The organism is Bradyrhizobium sp. CCGUVB1N3 (assembly GCF_024199925.1).
Classification (GTDB): Bacteria; Pseudomonadota; Alphaproteobacteria; order Rhizobiales; family Xanthobacteraceae; genus Bradyrhizobium.
Genome location: NZ_JANADR010000003.1, coordinates 128,262 through 152,366, shown reverse-complemented (window position 1 = coordinate 152,366; position 24,105 = coordinate 128,262). Strand labels below are relative to the sequence as shown.

The window sequence follows — 24,105 nt, the reverse complement described above, 5'->3', positions numbered from 1 at the left end:
ATCTGAGCGCAGCCGATAGCTAGCGTACCACTACCGACAAAGACCACAGAGGAAACTGACGGGACTGCCAGCCGTTGCCTATCCTGATCTGCCGTTTTGCGACTACCTGCGAGCGTCGGAGGAGACGAATGCGCCATTTCACACCTCAGCTAACCGTTTCGTGCACAAGTGGCTCGGCCGCGGGTGGTAACTCCGCGCTGCGGAAGTCCGCCAACCAAGTCAATGTGATCCAAGCTGTTGTATCGATTGCTGCCGCAGTCCAAAATAGAAAGTTATGAACGTATAAAGGTTGGCAGGCTCCATCACGATGATGGTCGGAGCTCCACCCGCGCGCATCCGAACATCGGCGGAAACGTGGTGCATTTCCCGTCCTTCAGTCGCACGACAGCGCGCCAGGCGCAATCTGACGACTGGTGGGCCAGCGCAGCGAGAAACTGGGCGGGCGACTCTATGTGCCTAAGGTTAAGGTCCGAGGAGCGCTGGTTATAGCTGGCCGCCAATTGATGGAAATTGTCAATGTCCAACGACAAGAGTTGGTCGTCGGGCTGTTTGTTGGCAGACAAATAGGAAGCGACCTGCTGACCGTATTCCATCAGGCCAGATGAAAGCTGCGCTTGCCTCGCACGCTGCAGCGTTTGGGAGAGCAATTCGAGCTTCTCGCCAATGCGTGGGGCCTCGTGGGCGCTCGATGTAGTCCCGTCGTCGGTGGGGCGAGATGACCCTGGCGACTGGCGTTGAATGGATCGAGATTGGCTTGGCCGTAAGGACCGGACGTGAGCGGCAAATTCGGTCTCCTGAACGTATTGATCGTGCTGAGAGGTGTCATGACTTCCGCTCAGCCGAGAGATGCAGCCGCCCATTTCTATCCTCATCTAACCTGCGAGAAACAAACTATTCCGCACTGTTTGACGTAGCTCGGATGACATCCGTTCGAGATGTTGCATGATGCTCAAGGCAGTATCGGCACCGAGAGATCCAACATTGTCAAACTACGATGGTTAGCTTTCGAGAAGCTGACGGGGGCAGAAAGTAGCGGTTATTGCAGAAGTGACGCTCCCTCGATTGGAGTTCATGCTTACTGATCGGCGAAGTGCACCCGCCGATCAGGCCCGAATCGGTGCAGATCGAGCACTACGACTGTGAGTACCGGCACAAGGGCACCGCGAGCGTGTTCGTGATCTTGGATGTGAAAACCTTTGGAACAGGGTGAAGGTCTCGTTCCACTACGGCCCAAGCGCGCCAGCTGGATCTCATCGTGGAGAATGAGATCAGCGTTTCTGGTCAGCAAATACCCTCGATCAACGCATTGTGGGCGGCGACGATCAGGGTGACACGCACTCATCGTGAGAGTTGCGCCATACCGGAGCGGACGGGGTCGGTCGCCCAATAGTCGTCTATCCAAAGACATTTAGACCGGATCGCTGCGGCCGGTCCGTGGAGGTCTAATGCTCCCTCTCGTGGCCAAAGCACACGAATCTCTCAAGTTCTGAAGATCGATTGTTTTGAAATCGAACGAGACGTCATTCGACTGTCGATTTAGACCGCAGTTGCCAAGCCCGGCTAAGTTAGGCCGCTAGAAATCTGGTGGCAGAGTCTTTAAGAAGAGTTTTCGCGATGGCTGCAGTGGTGTTACGAAGAATGAAGATACAGATATTCTCATTGCGGGAACGACCAGATTTGATCCCGTTGGTCTTTTCGAATGACTTGGAGGCGGTGTGGCCCGAGTTCATGCGACATGACGCGACGGCAAAGCTCTATTTTGGGCAATCTGTATTTTTCGATTACCTCGACTACGCCTTTGGGGCACTTCTCGATGGCGAGATCGTCGGGCGCGCCTTTGGTGTTCCATTTGCCTTCAACATCGAGGGCCGCACCGAATTGCCTGACGGCGGCTGGGACCAGGTTATCCGCTGGGCTCACGAAGACAGGCTTGTTGGGCGTAGGCCGACGACGATAAGCGCGCTCGAAATCACCCTTGTCACCAAGGCGAGGGGCATTGGCAATGCACTGGCGATGTTGGATGCCTTGAAGGCGTGCGCGAAGAAAATGGGCTTTGCAGAAATGTTTGTCCCTATCCGGCCCAGCCAAAAGCACCTCGACTCGCGGACGGCAATGCACGAGTATGTCACATTGCAACGTGCCGACGGTTTGCCAACGGACTCGTGGTTGCGAACTCACGTTTGCGTCGGAGGCAAAATACTGAAGATCGCTCCCTACTCCATGACCATCGTTGGGACCATCGCGGAGTGGACGCAATGGACGGGGGCAGCCTTCAATCGTTCAGGCCAGGCAGAGGTCGAGGGCGCATTGGTACCGGTACTTGTATCGGTTGAGCAGAATTATGGAGTTTACGTGGAGCCGAATGTGTGGGTCCAACATGCATTGTGATATCAGTTGCATCCAACAGGTAGCGGAGATGTGTTATTCGACCCTTTAGCCGATCTATTCACGAGAGCACGGTCGTTCTTGACGTCTGACGGGGGCTGGCGGCTGGCGTGGGTGAGCGTCCGGCCTTTTGTCACCGGGTTCTACATCAAGCTGTTTTGTACGCGTTGGAGGAGTGGGGCGGGTGAGCGGGCGCAGGCCCGGTCGGTTACGGGCCGAGCGGGAGCAGCGCGCCGGGCAAGCTGCGGAAGAGGTCGGCTTCGGGGGAGCTATGGCTGATTCTGGGTGACGCGGCCTGATCAGGCGGCGTGGCTTTCAGCGGTCGGAATGACCTCGATGCCGTCAGTAAACTTTACACCGGCGATGACCTTCGGCAACTGATTTGTTCCTTTCAGTCGGCGCCAGGTCTTCGATGCAGCGTCGATCAACTTGAACACCATCAGCTTGGCGGTTTTCGGCGAGAGCGATCCTTTCGTTCGCTCCGTGCGATGCCGCACCGTGGCGAACACGCTCTCGATCGGATTCGAGGTGCGCAGATGAACCCAATGCTCGGCAGGGAAGTCGAAGAATGTGAGCAGCGCCTCACGATCCTTGATCAAGCACCCGACCGCAGGTCCGTATTTGGCACGGTATTTCTCGACGAAGGTGTCGATCGCGGTTTCGGCTTTCGCCCGGCTCGGCGCCAGATAGACGTTCCGCAGATCGTTCTTCATCGCGCGCTGCACGGATTTGGCGACCTTGTCGAGCACGTTGCTGACTTTGTGGCACCAGCACCGCTGGTGGCGCGTGCCAGGGAAGACCTCGTCGAGAGCCTTCCAGAACCCCAGCGCGCCGTCACCGACCGCCACTTGGGGAGCGATCCGCAGGCCGCGCTGCTTCACATCGATCAAGAGCTCACGCCAGCTCTGGGCGCTCTCGCGGGCGCCGACCTGGAAGCCGACCAATTCCTTGCGGCCCTCCGGCGTCGCGCCGACCAGCACCAGGATACACGGGGTGATGTTCGCCAGGTCGCAGACGCGATCGACCGGCGTGCCACCGCCGAGTGCGGTATGCGGGCGGCGCCAATTCCAATGATGTTGCCATTCGGCAATCCGATCCTCGATATCGGCGGCTTTCGGATCGACCGTTGACCAGAACTCCTCGAGGTCTGCCCTTTGAGTTCGTTCGACTTTGCCATTCAGATGCGGTGAGCGCGGCTTTATAGGACGGAACTTTATCGCCCAGTCCATCAGCGTTTGCTGCACAGCCTCGGCAAAGAACTCGCGGCCGCGATCGGTCTGGATGCGCTGAATCGGAAACGGCGTCTCCTCAATGAGGCGCTCCAGGAAGTCCAGCGCGTTGGCCGCTGTGCGTCGGCGATAAACGCCCAGCACCTTGTAGCGAGAGCAATCGTCAATCGCCGTATACTGGTAAACGCCCGGCGCGATCTTGCAGACGTCCATCTGCACCCGGTCGCCGGGAACTGGCCGCGCGTAGCGCTTTGTGCCCTTCATCTTGCGGCGCGGCCGCTTCAGTACCGGCTCACCGTGGCGACACAACACGCGATGCAGCGTGTCGAGCGAGTGCGTGCCGCATACCGTGGCCGCACTGGCGCGATGGCCGGCATCCGAATCGGTTAGTAACATTTTCCTACGCGTGGCGTGCCGCGGCACCGCTGTCCTGCTGATTCGATTTTCTTCTTGCTTCGGAAAATAGGAAGAAAGTAGAGAGACGCGAAGAACGAACTCGGCAAAGGCAGCTCGACGGCCTACGCCGATCCACGAGCCAGGGCGATCAGATTTAGCGGCAAGGCAATGTCCTGCCCCTGTCCTCCAAAGGCGCTGGGCTAGTTCTCGCAGGCGGCGCCGCATTGTCCTTCGCTTCGATCTGAAGATCCACGGGGACGGCTACGAAGCAGTGCCTGTTCTACACGTATCGAATGCCATCTCGGCCCTTCGTTCTTGCGGCCCGAGAAAATCGAAGGAGACATCAGGGAATGTTCGGACTTTTCAAACAGGGTGAATTGGAGAAGGCTGCCGCCATTGACCGGTCGCAGGCCGTCAGCGAATTCCAGATGGACGGGACGGTCATTGCGGCCAACGAAAAATTCCTGAAAATGATGGGATACGCCCAGTCGGAGATCCAGGGCCACCATCACCGCATGTTCGTTGACGCAGATGAGCGAGACTCGAACCGCTATCGCGAGTTCTGGGCCCGGCTTAACCGCGGTGAATGCCTGGCCGCTGAATACGAGCGCGTCGCAAAAGGCGGCGCAAAGGTCTGGATACGGGCCTGCTATAATCCAATCTTCGATGCTACGGGACGGCCCTCGAAGGTCATCGCATTCGCAACCGACATCACCGCGCGGAAGATGCGCAGCATGGAGGATGCCAGCCAGGTCGCCGCCATCAACCGCTCGCAGGCCGTGGTCTCTTTCAAGCTCGACGGGACGATCGTACGCGCGAACGAACACTTCCTCCGCGCCATGGGACACACGCTCGCCGAAATCGAAGGCGGGCACCACAGCATGTTCGTCGATCCGGCCGAGCGCGATTGCGCCAGCTACCAGGAATTCTGGACACGGCTCAACCGCGGCGAATGCCAGGCCGGGCAATTTCCGGCGAATTGCCAAGGGCGGCCGGGAAGTATGGATGCTGGCAACCTACAATCCCGTTCTCGACGAAAAGGGGACGCCTTTTGCGGTGGTGACATTCGCCACCGATGTGACCAACCAGAAGCTAGAGGCGATTGATACGTCCGGACAGATCGAGGCGATCGGCAGGTCGCAGGCCGTCATCGAGTTCGGCATGGATGGCATGATCATCACCGCCAACGCGAACTTTCTCAAAGCGGTGGGTTATTCGCTACCCGCATTTATCGAGGCGGGTTCAATCCACTGTGAAGCGAGCCCATAGCTTCGGAATTAATCGGGTCTGCGGGAGCTTGTGCTTCGTATATCGTTGGGCAGTTAGTACACCTCAAGGTTCGGTGCTGGAACCCCGGTCTTCCCGGTACAACCCTGAGAACTTCCGCCTTGCCTCCGCACCTCGGGCAGCGGGGCCACATCGTCTCGCGGGGTGAAAGCTTGTTAGCCCGATCTATTCACGAGAGCACGGTCGTTCTTGACGTCTGACGGGGGTTGGCGGCTGGCGTGGGTGACCGTCCGGCCTTTTGTCACCGGGTTCTACATCAAGCTGTTTTGTACGCGTTGGAGGAGTGGGGCGGGTGAGCGGGCGCAGGCCCGGTCGGTTACGGGCCGAGCGGGAGCAGCGCGCCGGGCAAGCTGCGGAAGAGGTCGGCTTCGGGGCATGCCGCGGCGAACGCAAGGCGAATGCGGCTCGCGGTTTCGACGACCCGGGCTGCGATTTTCAAGAGACGAAGACGCAGCGTCGCGAACTCGGCAGTGGCCAATTCCCGGACTTTGGGAATGGCGCCGCGCACGGTAAGCATCAACCAATAAGCGGCGGTGTGGAGAACGAGACGGACCTGGTTGGCGAGCGCCGAACGGCAACTGGTGCGATCGGAGGCGAGCTGCGTCTTATGCAGCTTGATCAGATTTTCGGCTTGGCCGCGCGCGCAATACAGGCTGTCGTAGATCCACTCGGCCGAGCCGACATCGAGGCTGGTGACGACGAAGCGGATGTCGAGGCCGAGCATCGTCGCCTCAATACGGGCGACAGTGCGCCGTTCGTGATCCCAGGACTTTGCCTTGTGGCGCGTCTCGGTATAGCCGCGCAGAACAGGCAGGTTCTCGATGGCGCGTCGCGTGCGAACGTCGTCGGCGACCTCGTCGACTTTTCTGGCGAGAGGCTTGGTACCGGACAGACCGAAGATGTAGTCGATGCCGTTGTTCTCGCACCACGTCATGGCCTCCGGCCGAGCATAGTGCCCGTCGCCACGGAACGTAATTCGCGTCTTGTGCCACCGCGTCCGGATATGCCGTATCAGGCGGCGCAGATGGGCACGCACCTCGACGCCGCCCGGCGTCTTGCCGGGCCGCAGCACGACCGCCACGGGCCGGCTCTTCTCCGTGTCGTAGACGTGGATCGGCAGGAAGCAGCGTTCGTCATAATGAGCGTTGAACAGCGAGAGCTGCTGATGGCCGTGGACGACATCGCAGGTATCATCGATGTCGAGCGTGACGGATGCCGGCTCGCGCGGGTAGCTATCCATCCATGCGTCGACCAAAGTGTAGGTCAGTCGGATCACGTCGCGCAGGCGCGGAGCATTCTCCAGGCGCGACAGCGTCGGTTGGGAACACAGATCGCGACCGCTGTCCGGCAGCCGTCCGCAGGCCAGCTTGAATGCGGGATCGGACCGCAGATGATCGAGGTCGTCGGCGTCCTCGTAGCCGCAGCAGATCGCGAACATGCGCGCGCGGAACATATCGACAAGGCTGTGCACGACCCGCGTCGGATCGCGCCGATCCGGGAACACCCGGGCCAAATTGTCGGCCAAACCGAGACGCCGCTCGGCCATCGCCAGAAGCATCACGCCCCCATTCGAGGTTAGGCGTCCACCATCGAAGGCAGCTGTGACTTTCTTGGCGTGAACGGCTGGAAACGAGAAGGGCAAAATCGTATCATCGGTCATGGCGGGCGTGGCGTTCGCGGTTGAGGTGATGGGATTGGCTTCGCAACCGAATCCTACGCCGCATCAGCGCTTTACACCACGCTCGCCAGCCTCTCAGGCGCCCTCTCGCGAATAAGACGGGTTATTAGGCTAGTTGCAGGGCGTACTTTCCGCGCTCGAGCGATTCCAGGATACCGTTGGCGCAGTCTGTTACAAGGCTACCGGCTCGGCCACTTCGCGATGCAGAGACGATATTGCACCTGATTATCCCCCAGAGATCATGTGCGGTGACTCCGGCTTATCATTCCCCCTCATTTTTGGCGGGTGGACTTTTCTGTTTCAATCGCCTTCGTTGTACATTCACAGGACTAGGGACCGCAGACGGAGCGGGGAATGCTATCCGCCCGAGAGCAGACGCAGTGTGCTCACTCGATGCTTGGCGTTCATGACCCGAGGTGGTCACGTGGCTGCGCGGCCTGAGCGCGGTAAGAGGTGCCAGTTATCAATGCTGCGCGAAAGGTGAAGGCTCACTTAGAAATGGCGCAACGAAAACGCATCATGAACCTACGCAATGCTCTTTGTGCCATGTACCTTGTTGGCCTGATCGGCGGCAGCGGCTCGGCGCAGGCCGGAACCAACGATATCCTGATCGGACTTGACAGCAAGATCACCTATGGTCCTGAGGGCCAAACGAAGGGCGCTCCGGGTAACGACGCCGTGCTAGTCATTGATGTTTCCGCCCCCGCCAAACCCAAGATTCGCGCCAGCGTGCCGGTGGCGAACTCCCTGCTGGGGCCGCCCACCAATTTGCAGATCACACCGGACGGCAAGTTGGGCCTAGTCGCCAATTCCGTGGTTCACATTCAGGAGGGCAACGCTTGGAAAACGGTCCCGGATGACAAATTGTACGTGATTGACCTCACTGCGGCCCCGCCGAAGGTGATCGATGCGGTTACCGTCGGACGGCAGCCGTCGGGCCTGTCGATTTCGAAGAGGGGCGATCTCGCGTTGATTGCCAACCGAGAGGGCAAAAGTGTCTCTGTTGTCTCGATCCAGGGTACGACGGTCAAAGCCGTCCGCGAAGTGCCGCTGGAGCAGCAGGCCGCGGCCGTAGTCATCGCGCCTGACGGCAAGCGCGCCTTCGTCTGCCTCAATCTTGCGAACAAAATCGGCGTGTTGGCAATCGATGGACAAGACGTGGCCTACGACAATTCGATGGACATTCCTTCGGCATTCAATCCTTACAACATCGACATCACGCCAGACGGAAAATACGTCATTGCCTCAAACACCGGCGCACTGAAGAACAACGCTGATGCGGCGGTGATTATCGAAGCAACCGGCCCACATCCCCACGTGGTCGACTTGATGAGCCCTGGTGTCGGACCGGAAGGTTTCGCGATAGCGCCCGATGGGAAGACTGCAGCTACCCCGCTGCTGCTTGGCAGTTCGACTAAGAGGGGCGAACTCGTTTTGATGTCGATCGGCACTGGCGGTAGCCTGACGGTAACAGCGCGCGCGCCGCTTGGCCGCCTGCCGGAGGGCGTCGCTTACAGCCCAAACAGCGACTACCTCTATGTGGCCAACTATGTCGACAGGGACCTGCAGGTATTTGACCTCGCTGGCGGCAAGCTGACCGAGACGGGGTCCAGGTTGAAGCTGCCGGGCCAACCGGCGTCCATGCGTGCGCCAGCTCGGTAGAGCCGTGCGCACCTGTTCTGCCGGCCTGCTTTATGTGCGCGGCCTTGGTCTACCTGCGAGTTCGGCGCTCCGCGCCGTTATCGGGAGCGCATCAGACGCGTCTGGCGGCTTTGGCCCTACTCCCAATTGAGGCTCGCTGCTAGTCTTTCGGGGCGTGATCGTCGGAAAAAAGTTTCTGCGCATAGTCAGAAAACGATCCAAACGGCCGAACCGGGGCCATCGCCGGATGCGCACCTATTTTGAGCCAACCCTGCACGCTCGCCCGCAAGCCAGGTTCAGTTCGAAGGCTAGGGGACGCGCCCGATCGAAGGCGCGTCCCAAGTACAGCCAGAGCGGGGGCGAACTCTGATTACAAGAATCAAACAATTATTGCCCGAGGCGGCCTTGTGGCTCGGCATTGCCGCCGGTGCGGCTCTCGCCTTGTGGATGTGGATCAGCATGGCGCTGGATCTGCGCTAGTCACTTTCCAACCCACGAGGTGCAGTAGCTCCCAGCCGCTCCCAGCCGCTAGGAATCGATAATTTGCGAGATGCTTACGTCGTCGGAGCTTTTGAAGTGGACCCTATGCTGAGGACCACTGGGTCCGGTTTTTTAAGTGGAGCTGCTGCCGTTCGTTCTTCCCAATATCTTTACGCTACTCTTGCCTGCTGCTGTTGTGGCTGTGGGGATGCGGGCAACGCGCAGCGTTGTCCAAGCTTCTCGCTTGCGAGAAGCGTCATATCCACAGCCTGTTCGCCGAATGCGCCGGTGACACCGGCCCGCCAGACCGCCATCGGCGCGCGGTTTTCCAGCGCCTGATGAGGGCGCTGGAAATTGTAAAATTCGATCCATCGGGCGATTCCGGCTTTGGCCTCGCGACCATCCGAATAACCCTTGAGATAGATGTCCTCGTATTTGAGCGAGCGCCACAGCCGCTCGATGAACACGTTGTCCATCCAGCGCCCACGACCGTCCATCGAGATCCTGACGCCGGTGGCGGCCAGCGTGCCGGTGAAGGCGGCGCTGGTGAACTGGCTGCCCTGGTCGGTATTGAAGATCTCAGGCCGGCCGAAGCGCGCCAAGGCCTCTTCGAGCGCAGACACGCAGAACGATGTGTCCATCGTGTTCGACAGGCGCCAGGCCAGCACCGCACGGCTCGCCCAATCGATGATAGCCACCAGATACAGAAAGCCCTGGCCGATCGGCAGATAGGTGATATCGGCCGCCCACACTTGATTCGGTCGGTCGATCACCATATGGCGCAGGAGATACGGGAAGATCTTGTGTCCCGGCGCCGGCTTTGTGGTTCTGGGCTTTGGTCCCAGCGCCGCGATGCCCATCTTGCGCATCAACCGCTGCACGCGCTTGCGATTGATGCGACAGCCTTCGCTATTGAGCATCGCCGTCATCCGCCGCGAGCCCAGGAACGGCCAGGCCGTGAACAGCTCGTCGATCCGCCGCATCAGCTCAAGGTCGTTGTCATTGGCCAGCAGCGGCGGCCGATACACGCTCGATCGCGCAACGCTCAGCAGTTGGCATTGCCGGCGGATCGATAGACTCGCATGATCGCGCTGAAGCAATCCTCGGCGATCCGGCGCGCTCATCTTTCGGACCTCCTGGCTAAGAAATCCCGCTCGACCGTCAATTGTCCGATCTTGGCGTGGAGCTTCTCGACCTCCAGTTCGTGGGCCGCCTCGCCATCCCGACCAGCGCCCGCGTCGAACGCCCGAACCGCTTGATCCTGAAGCTGTTTCTTCCAGGCATAAATCTGGTTCACATGCACCTGGTAGCGCTGCGCCAGATCCGTCACCGTTGATTGTTCTCGCAGCGCCTCCAAGGCGATCTTTGCCTTCAGCGCCGCATCGATTGTCCGTCTCGTCTTCTTCATGGTCCGCTCCGTTTATCAAAACGGAACGGCATCCGCACCACCTAACATTACAGTTGGTGCGCCGGGAGACCGGCAAGGAGTAGGTGGTGGAAGTCCACTGCGATGAAGGAATAGCGATCCACATCGGCCCCGAGCCGTGCGCAGGCGTCCGCGAGGATGTCGGCGAAGCGTCAGCAGGGGAGCGCATAGGCCAGCCATGGAGCCGCGAAAGAATGCTTTCCCGAGAGCCGACGCTGTCAACTGAGCGGAAGGCAACACGAAAGGGTGCGATATCGCGAGCGCCCAGTCGCCTCGGCGTGGTCGCAGACCCTGGCATGTGCAGAAGCTTCTTGTACGGGAACCGGGAGGTCTCTTGGTCGGCCAGATGCTCATGGAAGCGGCCTGGTCCGCGGCGGGAAGGCGAGGAGCTGTAGCCGCCGATGAACGATCAGGAGAAGTCTGACTCCGCCATAGTAGCAATGAAGTCGCCGAACAAAGCCGGAGGTACGGTGGCGGAGGCGATGGAGCGAAGGGCGGGGACCAAGGGAAACGCGAGACAGCAAAGCACATTCCGGACACAGGGCCGGGATCGTGTGATCCAGGAGCTTGATCGCGTACGGCAAGCCGCAAGGCAGAGGAAGAAGGAGCGGTTCACAGCGCTTCTCCACCATATCAATACCGACACGCTCCGGATGGCTTTCTACGCGCTCAAGCGCAAAGCAGCCCCCGGCGTGGATGGTGTGACATGGCAGGACTTCGAGACAGATCTGGAGCCCCGGCTTGCGGATCTGCACCGACGGGTCCACACAGGAGCGTATCGTCCCCAACCGTCACGTCGGACGTATATTCCGAAGGCGGACGGCCGGGAGAGAGCGCTGGCGATCGCGGCTTTGGAGGACAAAATCGTCCAAGGCGCGACCGTCATGGTGCTCAACGCCATCTACGAAGGCGACTTCGTCGGTTTCTCCTACGGGTTTCGACCCGGTAGGGGCCCACATGATGGGTTGGACGCCCTGGCGGTAGCGATCACCACGCGGAAGGTGAACTGGATACTTGACGCCGACGTGCAAAACTTTTTCGGAAGTGTGAACCAAGACTGGCTGGTCCAGTTCTTGGAACACCGCATCGGCGACAAGCGCATCATCCGCCTGATCCGTAAATGGCTGAAGGCGGGCATTCTCGAAGACGGGGTCGTTACCGTGGACGACAGGGGCACGGGGCAAGGATCGGTGATTTCGCCGCTGCTCGCCAATGTCTACCTGCACTACACGTTCGATCTTTGGGCCGAACGCTGGCGACGGCAAGAGGCCCATGGCGACATGATCATCGTGCGCTATGCCGATGATCTCGTGGCTGGCTTCGAGCATGAGGACGACGCTCGCCGTTTCCTTGATGCAATGCGTGAACGGTTTGAAGCATTCGCGTTGACACTCCACCCAGACAAGACCCGCTTGATTGAGTTTGGTCGCCGTGCGGCGGTCAACCGCAAGGGGCGCGGCCTTGGCAAACCGGAGACCTTCATGTTTCTGGGCTTCACCCACATCTGCGGTAAATCACGCCGAGGAAACTTCCTGCTCGAAAGGAAGACCCGTCGCGACCGTCTGCGGAGGAAGCTTCAGGACATCAAGGAAAAGCTGCGGCGTCGGATGCACCAACCGATCCTCGTCCAGGGTGCATGGCTGAGACAGGTCGTCGCCGGCCACTTCGCCTACTACGCGGTTCCTACAAATGGGCGGACGCTCTCAGCGTTCCGCTACTATGTGACCGATCTCTGGCGTCGAACGCTTCGGCGGCGAAGCCAACGAGACCGCTTCACGTGGGACCGCATGACGAAGTTGGCGGATGAATGGCTCCCTCAACCCCGTATCCTCCATCCCTGGCCACAACAGCGCTTCGCCGTCACATACCCAAGGTAAGAGCCGGATGCCTTAATTGGGCTCGTCCGGATCCGCGCGGGGGGCGCTCAGCAATGAGCGTCCCTACCGCAAACTTTTTTGCGGGCTTCTGAATCCATGGGCAACCATGATTCGAAGATCGTGGGCGCGGACAGCGTCGATTGAAGAGACGCTTGCGTTGTGGGCGGCGTCGCTTCGAGAGATCAAGCAACGGATACGTCCGTTGTTCACGCAAGAGCGTGTTGCGACGAATGCAGGTCTATTCCTGGAAGGTCTGCTCGGAGATGAGCAGCGCAAGACCGGTTGGATGCGCGCGGAGGCGGCTGGCGATCCCGGCCCATGGCGGCAGCAGGCGATTCTGGGTCGTGGAGACTGGGACGCTGATGCCCTGCGCGATATCGTGCACGACTATGTCATCGAGCATTTGGCGGATGACGATGCGGTGCTGGTGATCGACGAGACCGGTTTTCTCAAACAGGGCAAAGCCTCATGCGGAGTGGCGCGGCAATACACTGGTTCGGCAGGGAAGATCACGAACTGCCAGATCGGTGTCTTCGCTGCCTACGTTTCGCGTCATGGCCATGCGTTCATCGATCGCGCGTTGTATCTTCCGAAGGAATGGACCGACGATCCAGATCGTCTGGAAGCCACATATGTGCCTGCCGATGTCGGCTTTGCGACCAAACCAAAGCTTGCGACGAGAATGATCGCACGCGCGATAGCCGCGTCTGTACCATTCAAGTGGGTTGCCGGTGATACCGTCTACGGTGTTGGCAACATCGAACAGCAACTACGTCGGGCAGGCAAAGGCTACGTGCTTGGGGTCAGCAGCGCTCATGTGTTTCGATCCTGGGGCAAGCGACCGCCGGTCGCCGGTACGGCTGCAGACCTCGCCCGGACGCGGCACTCATCCGACTGGAAGCGCCTGTCGGCGGGAGCCGGAACCAAAGGACCGCGGCTGCACGATTGGTGTTATCTCGAATTGGCCGATCTCGAGGCCGAGCAGTTCAACAGTGCAAATGACGGTTTGTGGACACGCGGTCTACTGATCCGTCGTCGCATCGCCGATGATGACCTCGCCTTCTTCTCCACCTGGTGCCCAGCGGGAACAGCCATTGAAACGCTGGTCGCGGTCGAAGGCCATCGATGGGCGATCGAGGACAGCTTTGAAACCGCGAAAAACGAGTTCGGGCTCGATCACAACGAGAGCAGATCCTGGCATGGCTGGCACCGTCATGTGTCCTTGGTGATGCTCGCCTTCGCCATGATGGCCGCGATCCGACATCGCGCTAATCCGCCACCGCCCAAAAAAACGAAACGGCGCCCCCGGGCAAAAGCCAAAGCACAACCACCCCACCACTGATCCGTTGGTCAATCCAGGAAATCCGTCGCATTGCTATCAGACTTGCTCGAAAGCGGATTCAACCCGCACACATCATCGCATGGTCTGTCTGGCGCAGAGCTCACCAAGCTGCCGCTCAACGCGCCCACTTCAAATCAAAACCGTTTGCGGTAGGGACGCTCATTGCTGAGCGCCCCCCGCGCGGATCCGGACGAGCCCAATTAAGGCATCCGGCTCTTACCTTGGGTATGTGACGGCGAAGCGCTGTTGTGGCCAGGGATGGAGGATACGGGGTTGAGGGAGCCATTCATCCGCCAACTTCGTCATGCGGTCCCACGTGAAGCGGTCTCGTTGGCTTCGCCGCCGAAGCGTTCGACGCCAGAGATCGGTCACATAGTAGCGGAACGCTGAGAGCGTCCGCCCATTTGTAGGAACCGCGTAGTAGGCGAAGTGGCCGGCGACGACCTGTCTCAGCCATGCACCCTGGACGAGGATCGGTTGGTGCATCCGACGCCGCAGCTTTTCCTTGATGTCCTGAAGCTTCCTCCGCAGACGGTCGCGACGGGTCTTCCTTTCGAGCAGGAAGTTTCCTCGGCGTGATTTACCGCAGATGTGGGTGAAGCCCAGAAACATGAAGGTCTCCGGTTTGCCAAGGCCGCGCCCCTTGCGGTTGACCGCCGCACGGCGACCAAACTCAATCAAGCGGGTCTTGTCTGGGTGGAGTGTCAACGCGAATGCTTCAAACCGTTCACGCATTGCATCAAGGAAACGGCGAGCGTCGTCCTCATGCTCGAAGCCAGCCACGAGATCATCGGCATAGCGCACGATGATCATGTCGCCATGGGCCTCTTGCCGTCGCCAGCGTTCGGCCCAAAGATCGAACGTGTAGTGCAGGTAGACATTGGCGAGCAGCGGCGAAATCACCGATCCTTGCCCCGTGCCCCTGTCGTCCACGGTAACGACCCCGTCTTCGAGAATGCCCGCCTTCAGCCATTTACGGATCAGGCGGATGATGCGCTTGTCGCCGATGCGGTGTTCCAAGAACTGGACCAGCCAGTCTTGGTTCACACTTCCGAAAAAGTTTTGCACGTCGGCGTCAAGTATCCAGTTCACCTTCCGCGTGGTGATCGCTACCGCCAGGGCGTCCAACCCATCATGTGGGCCCCTACCGGGTCGAAACCCGTAGGAGAAACCGACGAAGTCGCCTTCGTAGATGGCGTTGAGCACCATGACGGTCGCGCCTTGGACGATTTTGTCCTCCAAAGCCGCGATCGCCAGCGCTCTCTCCCGGCCGTCCGCCTTCGGAATATACGTCCGACGTGACGGTTGGGGACGATACGCTCCTGTGTGGACCCGTCGGTGCAGATCCGCAAGCCGGGGCTCCAGATCTGTCTCGAAGTCCTGCCATGTCACACCATCCACGCCGGGGGCTGCTTTGCGCTTGAGCGCGTAGAAAGCCATCCGGAGCGTGTCGGTATTGATATGGTGGAGAAGCGCTGTGAACCGCTCCTTCTTCCTCTGCCTTGCGGCTTGCCGTACGCGATCAAGCTCCTGGATCACACGATCCCGGCCCTGTGTCCGGAATGTGCTTTGCTGTCTCGCGTTTCCCTTGGTCCCCGCCCTTCGCTCCATCGCCTCCGCCACCGTACCTCCGGCTTTGTTCGGCGACTTCATTGCTACTATGGCGGAGTCAGACTTCTCCTGATCGTTCATCGGCGGCTACAGCTCCTCGCCTTCCCGCCGCGGACCAGGCCGCTTCCATGAGCATCTGGCCGACCAAGAGACCTCCCGGTTCCCGTACAAGAAGCTTCTGCACATGCCAGGGTCTGCGACCACGCCGAGGCGACTGGGCGCTCGCGATATCGCACCCTTTCGTGTTGCCTTCCGCTCAGTTGACAGCGTCGGCTCTCGGGAAAGCATTCTTTCGCGGCTCCATGGCTGGCCTATGCGCTCCCCTGCTGACGCTTCGCCGACATCCTCGCGGACGCCTGCGCACGGCTCGGGGCCGATGTGGATCGCTATTCCTTCATCGCAGTGGACTTCCACCACCTACTCCTTGCCGGTCTCCCGGCGCACCAACTGTAATGCTAAGCCGCCGGTCCAAAATCCGGGGTCCACTTCAGTCGGCCTTTGTGGGACCACGCGGGTCGATCTGGTCGGGGCGTTTTATCCGCTCCGCACGCCTCAGCTCGGCGCGCGAAGGTTTGTCCTGTTGGTGATCGCCGTCCATTCGACCCACAGTATAGAAGTTAGCGGCGGCATGACTCGGCGCCCGATGGAGATACGGCGCTGTCCCTATCACGCCCCCGCTAACTCTAACGGCCTAGCCTCAAGCGGCAGAAGCTGACCGCTGGATGTATCGTCCGGAAACACTTCACTGGCACAACTCCCAGGACTGGTCGTCGCCAGTGGCTTGACGACCCGGAAGCAGCGCGGGCGCGACTCGGCGTCGGGGAAACATGCAAAGAAAGCCGACGCTGTTCCTACCACGCGCCGCAAACGCCGGTGGCCAGCGTTGCCCCCCTGCTTGCCGACTGGAATAGGCAAAGCTGACCACCTTGGCCCCCGGGACTTGGGGTTGCGCGTAATCCACGGGGGCTGCCAAGTTTTATCGCGGAGAAGGACTCCAAGCGCCTACCAGGATTGGTTGGTGCCGATCTCATGCGGCCTGGGGCAAATGCGCCATGGCGACTGAACTAGATTCGATCTTTGATGTGATTGAGCATCACCGCGCGCTTTCCGCGCAACACGATGCCGCGGCATCCATATCCGCGAAACTTGTCGAAGGCCCCGAATTTGATGTGGCCGACGCAATCAGCGAGGCAAGGAGGTTGGCTCTCGCAGAGTACGCAGACGTGCTTATCCACTCCAAACCAACCACGCTTGCGGGCGTCATCGCTCTGAGCCGCTACGTCGCCGGCCTACCGCCTTGGCTGCTGTCTGATGAATATGATTGGCATCAACCGTTTCTGAGGACGCTCGCGGAAGCGCTGGACGAGATCAGTGCAGGGTAGCGCCACACCCGTGCGAGCCGACGCGGTCGTCGTCTCAACTACCGGGTCTGATGGGTCCCAATGAGCAGCGCCTTGGTAGGATGGGGGCCGGCCGGGCCTTCAGTCGGGCAGCCTGTTTTGCCAGCCAACGTGGTGCCGCTCAGGGCATGGAAAGATCATTGAGGACAGGAATGCGGCTCCAATGGTCCGAACTTGGAGCGGAGGAGACCCTTGAGCTGGCTACGATCTGCCTTCGTGCTGCCTGCCGAAAATCCTAAATGGACGTGATGGATAGCCACAGACGCCAGGCATCGGCAGCAGGCGCAGGGTCTGCATCGCCTCGGACAGGCGCTTGCCAACGTGGGGCCCGTCCCAGATGGAGGGAGCCTCGTCATCCATCACCATGTCTTCCAGCGGATTGAACTTCATCGCCTCGCGCCGGATCAGCAGCATGTCACTCATAGGTCAGCTGCCCCTGAATTTCCCGAAGTTGATCGAACTGCTGCGTTTCGGGGTCGAACCGCATGCGGATCGCGCCCCGATAGCCGGTCTGCTCGAAGCGGACCTTCGAGATGTGCACAGTGATCTCGGCCTTCACGGGATCGCGCTCGATCACCAGCCGCCCATGGTCCGGCTTGTTGAACCGATGCGCCGAGCCGTCGATGTCATACAGCGTCGCCGTCCGCAGCTTGCCGCGCTCGTAAACGTCCTTCGTTGGATGGGCGAGCACGATCACGGCGACCTCGTGCCGACGACCGAACCGCTTCAGCATGCGGATGGCGCGGCCGATGTACTCGTGTGTCGACTCCTCGCGGTCCCGCGCGTGCTCGATCTCATTCCAGGGATCGATGACCAGCACCCGGATGCCGTCGCGCAGGACCGCGTCGCGCGCCTTAGGGCCGCCTCAGTCGGCTGGCTCCTTGCTCATCAGGCCAAACCTGCGATGTCGCTTAATGGCCCATCTTGTCCTTTGGCTGCGCGGTGAAATTTGGTCGCTATCGGGAGATATTGTTGGAAACAATACCAGTTCAAAAATCTCGTTAAAATCGGCTGGGATCGAACTCGGACAAGCAAAGCCTTCACGGTAGACCTAGGAAGATCGCATAGCGGACGCGCGACCAATCTTAAGGTGGCAATGGCTAGCGGCTCCGTGCCGTCCAGCTTTCATCTGTTTGATCGTGGACGGATCAATGCTCACCTTGCGTCCGTTTTCCATCCAAAATTGAAAATCCAAGTGTTGCCACCGTGCTACATCGCATCTCCATCAAATCGATTAATCTCGACTTGGGATGCCGGAAAGATCTCGAAGCAAGTATGGCGGTCGTTTCAGTCGAAACGACGAGATGGAGCAACGATAATGAAAAAGATTTTGCTGGGCACCGTGCTCGCGCTGGGCATGGCCGCCCCTGCATCGGCGGCTGATCTGTCTGCTAGACCCTACGTCAAAGCGCCGCCCCCGGTGGTTGCGCCGATCTATGATTGGACTGGCTTCTACATCGGTGCCAACGGCGGATGGGGCCAAAGCCACAATTGCGTGGATTTCGTCACGCTCGCAGGAACAGTCGCAAGCGGTTGCCGGGATCGTTCAGGAGGCGTTGCCGGCGGGCAAATCGGATATCGCTGGCAAACCAACCAGTTTGTGTTCGGATTGGAAGCACAAGGTGATTGGGCCGATCTCAGCAACACGCGCGTCAGCCTGTTCAACCCGACGCTCTCAACCACTGTGAAAACCGACGGCATTGGTCTCTTCACCGGCCAACTCGGCTGGGCATGGAACGCCTCACTGTTTTACGTGAAGGGCGGCGCGGCCGTGACCAGCAACCGCCTCTTTATTTTCGACAACACCACCGGGGTCGGTCTGGTCTCGGCAGACAACACGCGCTGGGGCGGCGCCCTGGGTGTGGGCTGGGAGTATGGCTTCGCACCGAACTGGTCGGCCGGAATTGAATACGACCATCTGTGGATGGGACACGCGAATAACTCCTTCTCCGTAACAGATCCGCGCCTTGCGGCCGTACTCAACGACCGGATCAGCCAGGACGTTGATATGGTCACTGTGCGGTTTAACTACCGCTTCGGCGGCTATGGCGTTCCGGTCGCGGCGAAATACTGATCTTCTTCTCGACGTTGTCAGCACAATGGGCCGGGCATGTTTGCCCGGCCTATTTGTCGGAAAGCGCATGTCTGAAAAGACTGCGAAGTGTTCCTTGACAGCTTCACACACTATCGCACCGGCGAGACGGCGAACGATGAGGCAGCACTGATGGCCGCTATCCTTGCCGACGCCACCAATGCCGGTGCTGAACGCATGGCGGAAAGCTCACGCGGCGTCACAATCCACCAGATGATGCTAATGGTGGATCGGCATCTACGATCAGAAACCTACGCCACGGCGACTGCCGTGCTGGTCGATGCGCAGCAAGCCCATCCGTTCGCCGAGGTCTGGGGCGACGGTCATATCTCCTCCTCGGACGGGCAGTTCTTTCCGGCAGGCGGGCGCGGTGAAGCCAGTCTCGAATACAATGCAAAATACGGCAAAAGACCAGGTGCCTCGGTCTATGGCTTCCTGTCCAATCGTTTCGCCTCCTTTTTCTCCCGGATGATCCAGGCGTCCGAGAGCGAAGCGCCCTACGTGCTCGACGGCCTCCTTCACAACGAGAGCTCGGTCGAAATCCATGAGCATGCAACCGATACCGCCGGCGCGACCGAAACGACATTCGCTATGTTCCACGGCTTCGGCTATAGGCTCATTCCCCGTATCCGCAATCTCGGCAATCGCAGGCTCTTCGTCATCGATCCCGACCCGGCGTACGAGCCGCTCGGGGCGCTGATCGCGGGAACCGTCAACATGGATGTCATCGAGCAGCACTGGGATGAGGTCTTGCGGCTGAAGGCATCGATCGGCGCCGGCCTGGTGCCGCCGTCCGTCATCCTCAAGAAGCTTGCCGCATCGCCTCGGCAAAACCGGCTCAATCAGGCGCTGCGTGAAATGGGCCGGATTGAACGCTCGATCTTCATCTGCGACTGGTTGCTCGACACCAAGCTCCGGCGCAGATCGCATGCCATCCTCAACAAGGGTGAAAGCCGTCACGCCCTTGCCCGGGCGGTCTTCCTCCACCAGCTTGGCGAGCTGCGCAACCGCGTGGCGGAAACCATGGCCTATCGGGCGTCAGGTCTCAACCTCGTCGTCAACGCCATTATCCTGTGGAACACCGTCTATCTCAGCCGCGCTGTCGATTATGTCCGCACCCAGGGCATCGATATTCCCGCCGAGCTGCTCTCCCAGGTCGCACCGCTTCCCTGGGCTCATATCGCACTCACCGGCGACTATCTCTGGAACGAAATTGACCGACCCCTCGAACGCTTCAGGCCGATCCGCGCTAACCGTTTCAATCCAAACAACTTCGCTTTCCCTTAGCGGGTATTATTGCAGAAATGCCCACGGAGCCCCTGGCAGAGCGGATCAATTGATCACGAGCAAGGGGTATCGAAAGCGGGTAACCCAAGGCTACGGACGACAATGATCCAAATGGCTTGGCTGTGGCTACGACATCAGCCTAATTCCGCGTTGGCTCAGTGGTTCAACGAACGTGTTCGGCGCAATGGCGGTCGCTTGAAGAGGTCTACGATTGTAGCGCTCGCGCGCAAGCTACTCGTTGCACTCTGGAAGTATGTAACTGCGGGCATCATTATCGAAGGCGCCGTCCTGAAGAACAAGTAAACATCGGCTGCAGCTCAAACATCAACTTCTTCTAGAAATCTACCAGGACTCGATCTGTCTTGGCGGATTCAGGTCGGCGAACCGTACCCGCCTCTGGCGAAATGCCGTTTTTCGAGAGTGGTTTCGCCACCCTGAGCCCCGCCCGCGCGCAAGCGGGATATTGGTGCGGCCGCAATGAGCGGCGACCGAATGTGAGGTTGACCAGGCTCGGCAAACCAGCCGCGTCACGCAATCGGGCTCAGAACTTGAATGCCGTTTTGGAGAATTGCTCATGCTTTGCGATGAATGATCTTGACACGGCGCGCCCCCATGTGAGGCGGGTGTCGAGCCTGCCAGAACCTCAAGGAGAGCGATACGCCATGAACGAGACTACCAAGATTCTCCCGTTCCGTCAGCGGTCGGCGGTTGACGATCCACTGACAGAAATCCTGCGCAATGGAGCCCGTGATCTGCTCGCCAGGGCGGTCGAAATCGAACTGCAGGCGTTTCTGGAGACGACGGCGGAGCTGAAGCTGCCGGGTGGCCGCGCCCGTGTGGTCCGGCACGGCCATGGCCCTACGCGCAAGATTGCCACGGGGATCGGCGCAATCGAGGTCGCCCGGCCCAAGGTGAGAGACCGCGGCGCCAGCTCAGCCGATCGGATCCGCTTCAGCTCGGCGATCCTGCCGCTGTGGGCGCGGCGGACGAAGAGCCTGGATGCCCTGCTGCCGATCCTTTACCTGCGCGGCATCTCGACCGGCGACTTCCAGGAGGCGCTGTCGGCGCTGCTCGGCAAGGACGCGCCGAACCTGTCGCCGTCGGTGATTGCACGCCTGACGGCCGACTGGCAGGCCGAGTACGAGCGTTGGCAGCGACGTGACCTGTCGGCGCGGCGCTACGTCTATCTGTGGGCCGATGGGGTTTATTTGCAGGCCCGGATGGAGGATCACAGCGAATGTATCCTGGTGCTGGTCGGCGCGACGCCGGAGGGCCGCAAGGAATTGGTCGGCTTCCAGGTCGGCGCCCGCGAGAGCGCCCAGAGTTGGCGTGAGCTCTTGATCGATGTGAAGCAGCGCGGCCTGCGGATCGCTCCCCAAGTGGCGGTCGGTGACGGTGCGCTGGGGTTCTGGAAGGCCCTTGACGAGGTCTTCCCTGGCACGCGCCACCAGCACCGCCGGTGTCTGCGCGCTCACCGCCGTCGCATGCGCTGGGGCTGCAGTACCGAGCTCGCGCGGGCTTCGGCTTTTCTTTCTTAGTCCCGAGGCCACAGCGGCTGGAAATGCCCCGGCGTGTGCAAAATGTGCACCAGTCGACCTTCCTGACCCAGGACAGGATGCACGGTCCACCCGCCATTCGCATGTGCCTCGATGGCTTGAATGCGCAGGCCAAAACTGGTCGCCAGCACGACCCCGACACCAGCGCCGTAAAGGTCGATTTCGCCATGCGGATCGACCGTGCCGTCTTGAACCAGGCTATTCCGCAACAACTGAGCCTGTTGCTGAAGTTGCTGAGTCTGCGGCGTTTCGTCGTCCTGTCGCTCCGTGTTGCTGGCCAATTGAAGAACCGTTTCCAGCAGGCAATTCAGTCCTTGGCCACTGGCTTGTCCCACGTAGGCATTGAATCGCGCCAAAAATGCTTGGAGCGTGTCGCTCAACGGGCCGACAGACAAGGCAGGCAGCGATGCGCCCGCGAGTGCCTGTGAGGGCGCCTGGTGATGTGCCGCGGGCGGCACTCCGATGGCGGCGCTGTGCCGATCGGAGCCAGAAGTACTGGTGTGTTGCCAAGGATCGCTGACGATGTTTTCTTCGAAATGACGCCCCCAAAAGCCCGTGGGCATCTCTGATGGTCCCATGCTTTCGGCACCGCTGGTGCCACCCCAGTCCTGTGCGCCAATCGGTCGTGTGTCGCCGTGAGCAAAGTCCTGGGGAACATACTCTCCGATGTCCGGAAGGCCGTACAGTGCCTGCGAACCGCCTTGCCCGGAGGACGATGCACCGGCTGTGGACGATGCCGCGACCGCAGATGATGGAACAGTTCCGGGGCGCACCTGCACCGGTCCCTGGTGTTCAAACCCGGGTTCCGGAATCAGCATAACGTCACCGCCGAGCAAATTATTTAAGGTCGCGACCTCCCTTCTTCCTCTCCCTGCCCACTGCGCCGAATACGATCGATCAAGGATCCTCAGATGTGTCGGCCGACACGGCCCCGGCAGGAGTCCGCGTGCGTCGAGGGCGCGGATCAGCTCGGGGGGAGCCGGTTGGCTGCCGTGCTCCCAGCTCAAACCGACGATACTTCCAAAATCGGCCGCCGACAGGCGAGCGACGAAACTCGATGACGCTTCCGAAGTACCGGCAAATGAAGATCGTCCGATGGCTTGATCCCACAGCGGCGAAGCATCGCCGATGCCGCCCACAAACGGGGGAGGTACCTGCGACGCGCCGGGCTGCGGAGCGCTTTCGGCCGCCGCATCGTCTAGAAACGACATGATCAGTTCATGATCGCCCTCACGGAAGGCGAAGTCATCTAGCAAGCTGAAGTCAACTGGCGATGCCGCAGCCTCCGACGATGCGCCAGGCGCCGCCGAGCCGCCGTACGCCGAGGATGGCTCCCCACGTCCGGCAGGCGATAATGGCCGAAGCACAGCTGAGGCCGGGGTAACTTGAGCATCGTGACGCGGCTCATAGCTCGTGGACACATCCGGCGCGACAACCATGTACTGAGTGCCCGGCCCGGCGCTCGATTGCGCCTGCTTGCGGCACAATTCTCGAAGGTACCCCAACGCAGCCGGCAGCACGTGGTTCTTATAGTGTTCAGCATCCTGGGTCAGCGTATTGTCGTACAGGCGGCTAGCTATCGACCTCTTTTTTTGCGCCTGGAGCCAAATACTGAATCCGCAAAGAGCAGAAGCGTAGTTGCGGGCAGTGGCTGGTTGCACGGGCAAGCGTGCCATCCTAAAGCCGGAAATAAGCCTCTCATCCTCAGCACACATCGCTTTGATGGGGTGGCGGCCAGCGCGGCTGAGTTGCGCATCCCTTTCGAAGAGCTGGTGCTGTGGGGCAGAGTTCCTGCGGGCGATAGACCTCTCATTGAATCCGGCGGGAAGACGCACGCCGGCACTGACAGCTCGAAGGCGGTCCAACGTTAAATTTAGAAGTCGTCGGTCAGGTTTGCGAAGCCTGATCGCATAGGCCCGCAAATCGTCATCCAGCTGGCTCAACCGACCGGCCAGTGGCGGCCTTTCAGTCTTGCGAAGCCATTCGCTAAAGTTTCGCGCGAGGCGCCTCATCCATAGCACGTAATCTCTGTTGAAGCCGCCCTCGGCTTGATTCGCGAAGCGAGCAATTAGTGCCGCATCAACGTCGTGGGGGCCCGGTTCTGGCTGGACGGAAGAGCTACCGGATGAGCCGTGCTTTTGCTTTTTGCGCGGCGGACTGTCTGTCATCGTCGATCCCTCCTTCAGAACTCACCCAGCGCGCAATCAGTCAACCACCGTTTGCAGGCGTTTGGAGCAAATTCTGCGTCGGATTTTGAGCCAAGGGCCAATCGGTGGGCGACGCTGTCGTCCGCGACGCGAGGATAGCTGTGTTTCGGCGTGGGGTCTCAACCATGATCGGCGTGGGGGTCCCATCATTTCAATTCAATGAAATCAATGGCCTGAAGGGGTCCCGATGACGCCGATGGGGGTCATTTTT

11 protein-coding genes and 7 pseudogenes are annotated in these 24,105 nt (G+C 60.2%); 10 read left to right on the top strand and 8 right to left on the bottom strand.

The genetic code is table 11. The features are described from left to right. The first annotated feature begins 1,728 nt into the window (after positions 1-1,728). Complete coding sequence (locus tag NLM33_RS49065; protein WP_254106754.1) at positions 1,729-2,388, top strand: hypothetical protein; 660 nt, start codon at positions 1,729-1,731, stop codon at positions 2,386-2,388. A 296-nt stretch (positions 2,389-2,684) separates the two neighbouring features. Here NLM33_RS49065 and NLM33_RS49060 read toward each other — a convergent pair. Together NLM33_RS49060 and NLM33_RS49055 are read right to left on the bottom strand one after the other, a co-directional pair. Next, positions 2,685-3,374 (bottom strand): annotated as a pseudogene (locus NLM33_RS49060) (IS256 family transposase); the annotation flags it as partial. A gap of 48 nt (positions 3,375-3,422) precedes the next feature. Next, positions 3,423-3,827: pseudogene (locus NLM33_RS49055) on the bottom strand (DDE-type integrase/transposase/recombinase); the annotation flags it as partial. 533 nt (positions 3,828-4,360) lie between these two features. Between NLM33_RS49055 and NLM33_RS49050 the strand changes: the two are divergent. Then, positions 4,361-5,231: pseudogene (locus tag NLM33_RS49050) on the top strand (PAS domain-containing protein); the annotation flags it as partial. Positions 5,232-5,613: 382 nt separating this feature from the next. Here the strand turns inward: NLM33_RS49050 and NLM33_RS49045 are convergent. Continuing rightward, a complete protein-coding gene (locus NLM33_RS49045) occupies positions 5,614-6,957 on the bottom strand; it encodes an IS1380 family transposase (RefSeq protein ID WP_254106610.1) in 1,344 nt (447 codons plus the stop codon). Between the two features lie 537 nt (positions 6,958-7,494). On the opposite strand from NLM33_RS49045, the gene NLM33_RS49040 reads away from it, so the two are divergent. Further along, positions 7,495-8,637, top strand: coding sequence for a YncE family protein (locus tag NLM33_RS49040; RefSeq protein ID WP_254106677.1), 1,143 nt, complete (start codon positions 7,495-7,497; stop codon positions 8,635-8,637). A gap of 773 nt (positions 8,638-9,410) precedes the next feature. Here the strand turns inward: NLM33_RS49040 and NLM33_RS49035 are convergent. Then, positions 9,411-10,504: pseudogene (locus tag NLM33_RS49035) on the bottom strand (IS3 family transposase); the annotation flags it as partial. 419 nt (positions 10,505-10,923) lie between these two features. On the opposite strand from NLM33_RS49035, the gene ltrA (NLM33_RS49030) reads away from it, so the two are divergent. Then, the gene (gene ltrA, locus NLM33_RS49030; protein WP_254106362.1) at positions 10,924-12,399 is read left to right on the top strand and encodes a group II intron reverse transcriptase/maturase; all 1,476 of its coding nucleotides are present in this window, start codon (positions 10,924-10,926) and stop codon (positions 12,397-12,399) included. 106 nt (positions 12,400-12,505) lie between these two features. Beyond that, complete coding sequence (locus tag NLM33_RS49025) at positions 12,506-13,741, top strand: IS701 family transposase (protein ID WP_254106752.1); 1,236 nt, start codon at positions 12,506-12,508, stop codon at positions 13,739-13,741. Between the two features lie 216 nt (positions 13,742-13,957). On the opposite strand, the gene ltrA (NLM33_RS49020) is transcribed toward NLM33_RS49025, so the two are convergent. Next, the gene (gene ltrA, locus NLM33_RS49020) at positions 13,958-15,433 is read right to left on the bottom strand and encodes a group II intron reverse transcriptase/maturase (protein WP_254106362.1); all 1,476 of its coding nucleotides are present in this window, start codon (positions 15,431-15,433) and stop codon (positions 13,958-13,960) included. Positions 15,434-16,404: 971 nt separating this feature from the next. Between ltrA (NLM33_RS49020) and NLM33_RS49015 the strand changes: the two genes are divergently transcribed. After that, on the top strand, positions 16,405-16,734 hold the full coding sequence (locus tag NLM33_RS49015) for a hypothetical protein (RefSeq protein ID WP_254106675.1): 330 nt from the start codon (positions 16,405-16,407) through the stop codon (positions 16,732-16,734). A 219-nt stretch (positions 16,735-16,953) separates the two neighbouring features. Here the strand turns inward: NLM33_RS49015 and NLM33_RS49010 are convergent, their stop codons facing one another. Both NLM33_RS49010 and NLM33_RS49005 read right to left on the bottom strand, forming a co-directional pair. Next, positions 16,954-17,175 (bottom strand): hypothetical protein, encoded by a 222-nt coding sequence (locus NLM33_RS49010; RefSeq protein ID WP_254106672.1) that lies wholly within the window; start codon positions 17,173-17,175, stop codon positions 16,954-16,956. Next, the gene (locus NLM33_RS49005) at positions 17,168-17,572 is read right to left on the bottom strand and encodes a hypothetical protein (protein WP_254106669.1); all 405 of its coding nucleotides are present in this window, start codon (positions 17,570-17,572) and stop codon (positions 17,168-17,170) included. Before NLM33_RS49005 ends, NLM33_RS49010 begins: the two co-directional genes overlap by 8 nt. 498 nt (positions 17,573-18,070) lie before the next feature. On the opposite strand from NLM33_RS49005, the gene NLM33_RS49000 reads away from it, so the two are divergent. The 4 genes and pseudogenes from NLM33_RS49000 to NLM33_RS48985 form a co-directional block, all read left to right on the top strand. Continuing rightward, complete coding sequence (locus tag NLM33_RS49000) at positions 18,071-18,826, top strand: outer membrane protein (RefSeq protein ID WP_254106666.1); 756 nt, start codon at positions 18,071-18,073, stop codon at positions 18,824-18,826. 90 nt (positions 18,827-18,916) lie between these two features. Continuing rightward, a pseudogene (locus tag NLM33_RS48995) lies at positions 18,917-20,131 on the top strand (Tn3 family transposase); the annotation flags it as partial. A gap of 27 nt (positions 20,132-20,158) precedes the next feature. Continuing rightward, positions 20,159-20,434, top strand: a pseudogene (locus tag NLM33_RS48990) (transposase); the annotation flags it as partial. A gap of 404 nt (positions 20,435-20,838) precedes the next feature. Further along, a pseudogene (locus tag NLM33_RS48985) lies at positions 20,839-21,594 on the top strand (IS256 family transposase); the annotation flags it as partial. 71 nt (positions 21,595-21,665) lie between these two features. Here NLM33_RS48985 and NLM33_RS48980 read toward each other — a convergent pair. Continuing rightward, entirely contained in the window at positions 21,666-23,855 is a 2,190-nt protein-coding gene (locus tag NLM33_RS48980) for a hypothetical protein (RefSeq protein WP_254106662.1), read from the bottom strand. Positions 23,856-24,105 lie beyond the last annotated feature (250 nt).